The sequence below is a fragment of the Bacillus salipaludis genome (assembly GCF_004358205.1).
On record NZ_SMYO01000045.1, the window covers coordinates 1 to 9,716 of the forward strand.

A 9,716-nucleotide genomic window follows, 5' to 3' on the forward strand; every position below is an offset into this window, starting at 1 on the left:
TCTCCTCGGAGATGGACTTTCACCATCTGGGATTCAGTATCATCATCATCAACCAGTCGTTTCACCGAGATGACGTCTCTGTCAGATAATGAAAAGAAGAGTGTCGACTAGATCAACACTCCATGCGACTGCCCGTCGCACAAAAAGGGTCGCAGCAGCGACCCCTTATTCAACTCTTGCACCGTTAGTTTTAGTACAAATCTTCACAAACTTTAAAATAAATCTGTACCCTATATATTACAATAATCTCATCTTCTTTCTTTTATCAGAAACACCTCTTCTACCACCTCGTAAAATATATACTTTAATCTCAGCTATTAATACTTTTCCAATACAAGTCTTAACATTTCAAACAACAAAAAATTAAAAAATATCCAGACGCTGCCATAGACGTAGCCACCAGCAATATCACTTGGGAGTACGTTAGTCAATGCAATATTTGCAATAGCAAAACCAATTAATAGGAATAATCCAATAATAGGAATGGTTATTGTTATATAATTCCTTTTCGAATGGCGAACAAGAAGAAATAAACACGTTCCATAAATAGTGATCATAATCATTCCATTTAAATCAGGAAAATTTGCTGAATGAAATTTCCCTAAGAAACCAAATCTTTGTAAAGAGTGAAAAATCTGTATGACTGATTCATGGAATATTCTTACTCCTAAAATTGGAACAAATAGCAAAAGGTACTCAAGCACCCTGTTCCTTCCCTTTATCCAAATACGGATGATGGTTAAAGCGATAATGCTAGAAAGTGCATACAGAGGTTGGAATACTAAAAATCCCTTCATCCAACTCATATATACAACTGAATGAACCATGTATTCGGCAATTTCATTAAACTGAGTAAATTCATTGTATAGATAATCTTGAGCAAGCCCCAACATCAAACTAACCATGCCAATTAAAACTAAAGTGAGGATAATAAGAAATATTTCGGTTGCCCTTATTGTTTTTAGTCGCTCTATTAACCGATTTAACAAATGAATAAAAAATTCTTTAATTTGAACTTTATAAAATCGATAGGCAAAATACCCTACTAACAATACTGCCAAACCAATTAAAAAAACAATTAAATATTTACCTGCTGCTTGATGAAAACTCTTCCATTGAGGACCCAACACTTTCCCAAGTGTAATAAAACAAACACCCCATAAAAATGCTCCTATATATGCAGGAATGATAAATTTTCGAAAAGGCATTTTAGAAATCCCCGAAATATACCCAGTAAAATGCCTAATCCCTGGAATGAAATAAGCAAACACCAACAATTTACTGCCCGAGCGTTCAAACCAAGCAGCTGTTTTCTTATATCTTTCAGGACCTAGATGAATGTGCTTCCCGTACTTTTCAATAAGTTTATATCCTCCTGCCTTGCCAATCCAATACGTCACGGTTATTCCCAAACCACCAGACAAAAAGACAATCAAAAGCGCTAAAAAATAGTTCATTTTCCCTTGATATACAAAGTATCCTGCATAACTCATTAAAAGTTCACCAGAAATAGGCAGGGCCATGAGCTCAAGGAAGATTCCAATAAATAAAATCAGATAGCTGTGTTGTTCGAATAGTGTTATTAAATATGACATATCAATGCCTCCAAAAATGCTAAAGAAGAAAAGATCCAATAAGAATAATTTCACCTTAGCTCTATTTACAATGTAGCACGATTTTTGAAATAAATTTGCAGCTTAATGAATTATTAATCTTGAATTAATGGAAGAAAAAGGTTTATGTATAAAATAAAAAAGCTATTCCCTTTTCGAAAAGGTTACTAGCTTTTTTAACAAAGACAGCATACTATTAAAGCCCAGCCAATGGCAATCCAGCTGGTGGTATGGGCAATCCTTTAAAATACCCAATGGTAGAAAACTAAACTTAGCTAAACTTAATGCCCCCAAGGATAAATGCTAAGAGTTAAGATAGACGGTGCTGCTATCGATTGAAATAGAAGTGCAGGGGCTACTCCGAAACTAACCATATCCGTTAGGGATCCAATACGACACCGAATTCATTGTTCACTTTAAATGTTCTTACAATCCTTCCGTCAAGAAGATCAAAAACAGTGGAAAAGAAAATTAAAATGGAGGGTACTTCTATAAATCCACTCCTACTACAGGTTATTGAAAGAATTGCACACATAAAAATCCCAATCGAAAAAAATTGGGTACAGCTTTTACTATCTGATGGATCAAGGCAGTTCCCCTTGACATTAACGAATCCTTCCATTTAAGTATCATTTTCTAAATAACCTACCCTTATACTAAAATGTCCATTATTCATTTTAATGAAATTTTAATGTTTTATTAAGGACGAAAGTACAAGTTTATTTTATATAGTTAAATTGCCCATTTTATTTCCAGTGCCGGACTTGGTTTCATGACAAATAAATATAAAGTTATTTGGGTTTAAGTTAAATAAAAAAGTTAGGGAGGCAAAACAATGAAAAGGTTGGTTGAAGCAACCATGCAAAGAGCCATTCTGATGATTGTTTGTATTGTCATCATCTTGGCTTGGGGGGGTATTTCGGCTTACCAGATGCAAAGGGATTATTTGCCTGGGATAAACAATACAACCCTTACAGTTAGTATGAGAGTGCCTGGGTATCAAGCAGCTCAAGTAAAACAGCAAGTAACCGATAATCTGGCAAGTGCCGTCAAAACAGTAGATGGTTTATCCAATGTGGAAAGCACATCCTATGACGGCGGATTATTTATGAGTTTATATTTTCCAATGAATACAGACATGAAACAAGCTGAAGATCAAGTCAATAAAGCATTAGCTATTGCTGATCTTCCGCAGACTATTACATCTACTCCTTCAGTTACTCGATTAACAACAAGTTCATTCCCGATTTTAACTTACAGCGTAACCAGTTCAAAATTGGATGAGGCAACACTTCGCTCAACAGCAACACAGGAAATTATTAAACAATTAAAATCTGTCCCTGGTGTAGCGGATGTTTCCGTGTTTGGGGGAGCAAAAGATGGATATGTATTAACGGTCCGTATGAAAGACCTAGTGAAAAACGGGTTAACATTGGATGATATAAATAAATCGTTTGCATTAGCCGTTCCATCTATGCCGTCAGGTACGATTGCAAACAATCAATTGTCGATTCCAGTTTCATTTGACGGTTTACCATTAACTGTGAAGCAAATGGAAAATGCAACAATAATGAACAAAGCAGGAAAAGCGATTCCTGTATCTGCATTTGGGACTATCACTCATTCACTAAATGACGTAAAAACAGTTTCCAGAACAAACGGAAAACCTAGCGTTACGTTAAATGTGATCAAAACACCATCAGCCAATATTACGGATGTAGCCAATCAAGTAAAAGACCGGGTTGCACATCTTCATTTGGATACGGTAAATCCAAAGGATGTTTCTTTTAAAGTCCTACTTGACCGAGAAAAAGAATTAAACAGCTCCCTTTTTGGATTAGTTCGAGAAGGTTTACTTGGATGTTTATTCTCAATGATTTGTGTATTCTTCTTCTTCCGAAATGTAAGAAGTACACTATTAATAGCTATATCACTGCCAATTTCATTACTGGCAACAACGGCTTTCTTAAAATCAATGGGTATCACGTTAAACATTTTAACGGTATCAGGTTTGATTGTAGCGATGGGCCGTATTGTCGATGACTCGATTGTTATATTAGACAACATGTACCGTAAACGTGAGGAAAACAAGGAAAAACCTTTGCTTTCCATCCTAGCATCATCGGTTGTTGAAATGATTCCTGCAATATTAGGCTCTACCTTAACGACCATTGCCGTTTATATTCCTATCGCGTTTGTTGGTGGAGTCATTAGTGCTTCATATAGCGGATTTGCTTGGTCTGTCGTGATTGCACTCATCATTTCATTCTTTGTTGCCATGCTTGTTATTCCAGCTCTTGCTTTCATGGGATGGAAAGGCGGAAACGGAGAAAAACAAACCGTAAAACTCGATACAAAAATGAAACCAATACTGCAATCTGCATTTAAACACAAAAAAGCAATGATTATTGTTTCTATAGTGGTATTTTTAGCTGCTGGCGCCTATTCTGCTTTTCTTCCAGTAAGTTTATTACCTAGTGGAAAAATCGGACAAATTGCCATTAAAGCTGAATTACCAAAAGGAAGCACACTCATTCAAGTCGATTCAGAAGTACAAAAAATTGAGAAAACATTGAAGGCAAATCCAAAAGTCGATGCGTATTCAGCTAATTTCGGTTCGACTATGACACCTCAAAGTGATGACGTGTTTGACCAAGGCGGCGGCTTTATCACCTATCCAAATGTCGCTAATCTTTCTGTTGTGTTGAAGAACGACAAGGATGCTGATGCTGTTATTCAACAGTTACAAAAGCAGCTTCCGACTTTATCTAAAGATGTTACTTATACCGTAACAAGCCAGAACATTTCTGGTGATGATTCACAAATGCGTATCTTGTTCACAGGTTCAGACCAAGCAACATTGGATCAAGTCGCACAACAAGCGAGAACCAACTTATCAAAAATTGCGAACCTGAGTGTAGATGGAAAAGTAGATTTAACGAACGGTTCTCCAAAGTATAAAGTGACTTTTGACCAAAAAGCGATTCAAGATAAAGGCGTAAAAGTTGCTGACATTTTAACGGTCATTAACCGCTATATGTCTCAATCTAAGGATGCAACGGTTACCGTGGATCATAAAGCACTTCCTGTGGACCAATATTTAGATCAAATTGCAACAGGATCAAACTCTACGATCACCTTAAATGCTTCTGCGGATGATGTCTTAGCATCTCTTGCGGCTGAAAAATTAATAGGAAATAATGGTCAGATGGTTCGTTTTGACCAAATTGCTAAGATTGGAAAAGATACATCTGCTTCAACCATTAGCGAACGAGATGGTCAGCCATTCTCCCTTGTGACTGCACAGATTACATCAAATGACATTAGTAAAGTTTCAAATCAAGCAGATAAAGTTCTAAGCGATATGAAACTTCCTAAAGATGTAACGTACTCATTGGGGGGTATTACGCAACAAGTAAAAGATATGATTTTTGATATGGCTGTTGCCGTTGCTTTCTCTATCCTTTTAGTATTACTCATTACTTCTTCTATTTTCAAAGGATGGAGAGCACCATTATCTGTACTTTTAAGCATTCCCCTTGCTTTAAGTGGTGTAGTAATTGCCTTAATTTTATTCCACGGAGAATGGAATTTAGCTGCATTAATTGGGGTTCTGATGCTTACAGGTATTGTGGTGACAAACGGTATTGTATTAATTGATAAAATTGAAAGAAATCGAAAAGAAGGAATGGATGTTAAAGAAGCTGTATTGAATGGTAGTCTTTCAAGGATTAGACCGATTTTGATGACAGCAGCAGCAACAATCCTAACATTGTTACCACTTGCGTTTTCACATAATGTAGATACTGTCATTTCTCAAACGCTCGGTATTGTAGTAATTGGCGGAATGGTAACATCAACAATTAATAGTTTCATTATCATCCCTATTATTTACGAATGGTTGCATAAAAAAGCAGCAATTAAAAACTTTAGTGCTTCCAACGAAACCAAAATAAGCTAAGAATATTATTTAAGGTTTTAATTATTAGAGATGGAGAAATCATCCAAGAACACCGACCAAATGTCGGTGTTTTCTTGTTTTCTCCTGTCTGCCCTTTTCTGCTAAACTGCCTCGTTACTTCTATAAGAAAAGCCGCCAAAAAAGGCAGCTGGATCTTAAACTCTTGCACCCGTTAGCGTAAGTACAATGCTTCACAAACTTCTATTCAAAAAGTGGTAAGTTAATTCCTTTAACCAACCCTCAAACCATTCAATGGGCAGTTTTACTTTAGAAAAATCCAACTGTTGCAGTTCTTTAAGCGAGAACGTGTTAGTTAAATATAAATCCCACTGTGCAGAAATATCCTCTAATATGCCGTATAGCTTTTCATCATTCAATCCATCCTCATTCATATAATGCTTATCACACCAATTACAAATCTGTTGATGAGTATATTGATTTGTTTTATTTACCACACTCTTTATCAAATCAACAAGGTTTTCTTTACTAAACGACCAATCGATTTCAATAAAATTTGATTCATTCCAGCTACCTACATATCGGTTTCTTCCCAACAGTTACACCTCGGTCTAAAAAATGATTTGTATTTAATTCAACGTATCTTGAATGGATTCCTTCTTCAAGTAAGCTGCCCCTTTACTGCAATAAAAAAAGCTGCCACAATGACAGCTCGATCTTTAACTCTTGCACCCGTTAGCTTAATAAGCATTAATAAAAAAGTCTATTCTTAATTAGTATTTACAGGCAGATTATTATTCTGACTTCGAATTCTAACCCCTAAAGCAATTGCAGCTCCAATACAGCTAGAAAGGCACCCTACTACCAAATAAATTGATGGAGTTGATTCACCAATTAAAACAGAAGCAACCCCTCCAATTACTGGGAATAGAGCTACCATATACCCGCTTTTTGCCCCTCCAATTTTTTCTACAAGTTTTAAATAAAATAGCCAAGCCATAAAAGAAGCAATCAAAGTTAAATATAGCAAAGCAGATAAATATGTAACTGTTGTTGGAAGTATAATTTTATTTCTTTGGAACAGTACAATTACCCCCATTAAAATACTAGCAATTGTAAAACCAATAGCATTTGCATAGATAGGGTTAATCTTTCTATTAGCATTTCTTGCAGAACTTGCATCACCAACAGCTGTTAGAATCGTACCTAACAAAGCAATCATGATTCCTTTTAAATCAGTAAGTCCTTGAAAATCATTTAAGTTCGGATAGATTAGGACACATACTCCAAATACCCCTAGAATTCCCCCAATTAACACGCGAGAATATAATTTCTCCTTTAAAAAAACACGGAGAGCAATCGGAGTCAATATCACTTTTAACGAAAAGATTAATGTTACAATGGCCGCAGAGCTCAAAATTGTGGCGTAATAAAGGCACAGATAACTTAATGCAAAGTTACATACACCAAAAACTATAATAAACGGAAAATCTTTTGAACGTGGTCTCCCCTTTGGTTTAAGGAACCACACAAGAACTAAAAATAAAAAAGCTGTCATAACTAAACGATATGATAATGATAATTCCAAACTGACTGGAGTTCCTTGAATTTTCACCGCAATAAAATTTAGCCCCCATACTATTAAGCAAAATATGTACATAAAATATGTCATTGCATTACCTCATTCTACAGTTTATCTTAATATGTTTAATAACCTCTCAGTTAGTAATTGTAACAAATTTGAAGCAGTCAATTAACCACGATTTGAATATTTTTCTTATTGAGCTAAACTGCCCCGTTAGTTCAATAAATTCAACAAAAAAGCGTAAATCCTTTTTGGATACATTCACCCATAATTACTACAGAAAACATTAAAGGCGAGACGATAGATCTCACCTACTTTTCACCCGAAGAATATTTTCCAAAACTAGGAAATAAGCGCAAGCTGTGTGCTATTAAAAATTGTGCTGTATAATAGGTTGTCATAATCAGGATATCAGAATAGGGAATCTCTGAAACAAACAAATTCCATGACAGAATTGAGTCTGAGAGGACGAATAAAATACTTCCTATTATTGCCCATATATTTTGGGACAAAAATCCAGACCAACACATCAGAGATATAATAACTATATACATAAGTACGGGAACTATTAAAGTATCATTATGATTCTGAAGCAATGCAGCGATTATGTGATACCCCATAACAAAGCCATATAATCCAATAGGTATAATCATAAGAAGTGAAAGCTTTGTAAAACGCCAATAACGGGAAAACCCTGCTGTATAAAACAGATGCCCAATTAGGAATGCTGCTAAGCCGATAACGAACCATCTAATTAGCCCATCACCTAGCATACAGAAAAATAATCCGCACCATATAATCCAATGAGGGCGTGATTTTTTATCAGGTATTAGTTTATAAGCATAGAAAAGAATTAGCCACATTGGGATTAATTTAAATATCATTTTGATTGCTTCTGGTTTGCTGGAAATGGCAAATATGTATATGAGGCTCATAAGTAAAATGAAAGTGGGTAATCGATAGGTTTTCAATATATTCACCTCTTTGTAACAGTTTTATTTCTCTTTTTTATTGCCAACAGCTTCTCCAAATAGGATTTTAATAATCTACTATTTTCTTTATAACTTAACGTTTTCCTTCCGGAAACTAAACTGCTTCTTTAGTTGAATAACAAAAAAGCCACCAATAATGGCTGCTGGTTCTTCAAGTCGCGCACCCTTTAGTCCAATAATATTAATACTTGCACACCATTAAATGATTCCCATCTGGGTCTTTGAAAATAAACCAATGATTATGCATAATTTCTGTTGTTAATTCTACATTCTGCCCTTTCATATATTCGTATGCTTGTTCTATATCATTAGTATTCAAATGGAAAAGTGGTGTATTGGTGAAATTTTCCTCTGAATAAATCTTGCTATCTAAAACCATCCCTTTTCCATTCATTGATAATTTTGTCACGGAACGGAATCCTCTTCGAATGAGCATTGCCCAGATGCGATACATTATTAAGCGGATTTCAAACCGCGCCAGCTTTAACAAAGACATTCATCCGCACCAACTAAGGCACAGCTATGCAACCCACTTATCGAATAATGGAGCACCTCTAGATGTTATTCAAAGCTTATTAGGTCATGAAAAAAGTGAAACTACCCGGATATATGCCCAGTTAAGCGGAAGCATCAGACAGCAATTATATATGAAGTATTTTTAAAAATAAATAAATCAGCGCATCTCGAATGCCCTGCTTTATTTCACTCTTGCACCCGTTAGCTTAAGTACATTTTTTTCCTTAACTTTTTAAAAATCAAGTACTGAAAAATCAGCTATTGTCCAATTAAGCTATAGCGCCAATTATTGCACCGCATAAAGCTTCCTAGAGGATATTCAAATTCGCATTCAGAAATAAATTGAAAGTCAAGCTTCCGACAAATTGCATTTGAAGCAGGATTATCAATCGATGGAAATGCGTGGATGTATTTATATTTGTTCTCACTAGATGCTTCTTCAATTGCTAACTTTACTGCATTTGTAGCTATCCCTTTCCCTTGATATGAGGGTAGAACGCTCCATCCAGTTTCATATACACTTTCATTATTCCAAGTAGTTTGCCAATATCCCACAGAACCTACTGGTTCTAATTCTGGTAACAATGTTATGCTGAACATACGTCCTCTATTACCAAGCTCAAGATATCGTTTATGTCGATTCAAAATCTGCTCTTTACTCTCTGGACCTCCAAGATGCTGCATCATTTCTGGAGCGTTTATAAGAAAAAGTAAATCAAGGTCATTATCCTCCCAAGGCTTTATCTGAATGATATGGTTACTTTCTTTCAACTTTTCTTCATCTCCTCACGACTTATTATTTACTCTTTCTTTATGAAAGCTAAAATTCCTTTTTTTAATGATATTGTTGTTTAACTAAACTGCCCCGTTAGCACAATAGAGTAGGAGGGGAAATTTAATCCCCGACCTCTCACACCACCGTACGTACGGTTCCGTATACGGCGGTTCCGTATACGGCGGTTCAATCTTTTAAGTATCGTAACTCATAAAGTTGGGATATATCTTTTAATCCCCATTTTGTGAGTTTTTCTTTTGTTATCGCTTGATGCAGAATCTCACTTTTAGATATCCGCCAGTATCCCTTACGGGAG

General features: G+C 35.6%; 7 protein-coding genes and 2 pseudogenes. 2 read left to right on the forward strand and 7 right to left on the reverse strand.

From position 1 onward, the window contains the following. Positions 1-317: 317 nt before the first annotated feature. Both E2K98_RS29225 and E2K98_RS29230 read right to left on the reverse strand, forming a co-directional pair. Complete coding sequence (locus E2K98_RS29225) at positions 318-1,634, reverse strand: VTT domain-containing protein (RefSeq protein WP_235824971.1); 1,317 nt, start codon at positions 1,632-1,634, stop codon at positions 318-320. Positions 1,635-1,809: 175 nt separating this feature from the next. Further along, positions 1,810-2,201, reverse strand: a pseudogene (locus E2K98_RS29230) (CDP-alcohol phosphatidyltransferase family protein). Between the two features lie 247 nt (positions 2,202-2,448). Between E2K98_RS29230 and E2K98_RS29235 the strand changes: the two are divergent. After that, positions 2,449-5,574, forward strand: a complete 3,126-nt coding sequence (locus E2K98_RS29235) for an efflux RND transporter permease subunit (protein WP_133340401.1) — start codon at positions 2,449-2,451, stop codon at positions 5,572-5,574. 191 nt (positions 5,575-5,765) lie between these two features. Here the strand turns inward: E2K98_RS29235 and E2K98_RS29240 are convergent, their stop codons facing one another. From E2K98_RS29240 to E2K98_RS29255, 4 genes are all read right to left on the reverse strand, one after another. Then, the gene (locus E2K98_RS29240; RefSeq protein WP_133340403.1) at positions 5,766-6,128 is read right to left on the reverse strand and encodes a hypothetical protein; all 363 of its coding nucleotides are present in this window, start codon (positions 6,126-6,128) and stop codon (positions 5,766-5,768) included. Positions 6,129-6,301: 173 nt separating this feature from the next. Then, complete coding sequence (locus E2K98_RS29245; protein ID WP_133340405.1) at positions 6,302-7,204, reverse strand: DMT family transporter; 903 nt, start codon at positions 7,202-7,204, stop codon at positions 6,302-6,304. A gap of 224 nt (positions 7,205-7,428) precedes the next feature. Next, positions 7,429-8,097 (reverse strand): lysoplasmalogenase, encoded by a 669-nt coding sequence (locus E2K98_RS29250; RefSeq protein ID WP_308913374.1) that lies wholly within the window; start codon positions 8,095-8,097, stop codon positions 7,429-7,431. A gap of 193 nt (positions 8,098-8,290) precedes the next feature. Next, on the reverse strand, positions 8,291-8,545 hold the full coding sequence (locus tag E2K98_RS29255) for a VOC family protein (RefSeq protein ID WP_235824972.1): 255 nt from the start codon (positions 8,543-8,545) through the stop codon (positions 8,291-8,293). On the opposite strand from E2K98_RS29255, the pseudogene E2K98_RS29260 reads away from it, so the two are divergent. Beyond that, positions 8,511-8,771 (forward strand): annotated as a pseudogene (locus E2K98_RS29260) (tyrosine-type recombinase/integrase); the annotation flags it as partial. The gene E2K98_RS29255 and the pseudogene E2K98_RS29260 overlap by 35 nt on opposite strands. A gap of 112 nt (positions 8,772-8,883) precedes the next feature. Here E2K98_RS29260 and E2K98_RS29265 read toward each other — a convergent pair. Continuing rightward, complete coding sequence (locus tag E2K98_RS29265) at positions 8,884-9,396, reverse strand: GNAT family N-acetyltransferase (RefSeq protein ID WP_133340409.1); 513 nt, start codon at positions 9,394-9,396, stop codon at positions 8,884-8,886. Positions 9,397-9,716: the final 320 nt, after the last annotated feature.

Coding starts and splice junctions, on each gene's coding strand:
- E2K98_RS29235 (WP_133340401.1), top strand. CDS start 2,449: ATGAAAAGGTTGGTTGAAGCAACCATGCAAAGAGCCATTCTGATGATT.
- E2K98_RS29245 (WP_133340405.1), bottom strand. CDS start 7,204: ATGACATATTTTATGTACATATTTTGCTTAATAGTATGGGGGCTAAAT.
- E2K98_RS29255 (WP_235824972.1), bottom strand. CDS start 8,545: ATGCTCATTCGAAGAGGATTCCGTTCCGTGACAAAATTATCAATGAAT.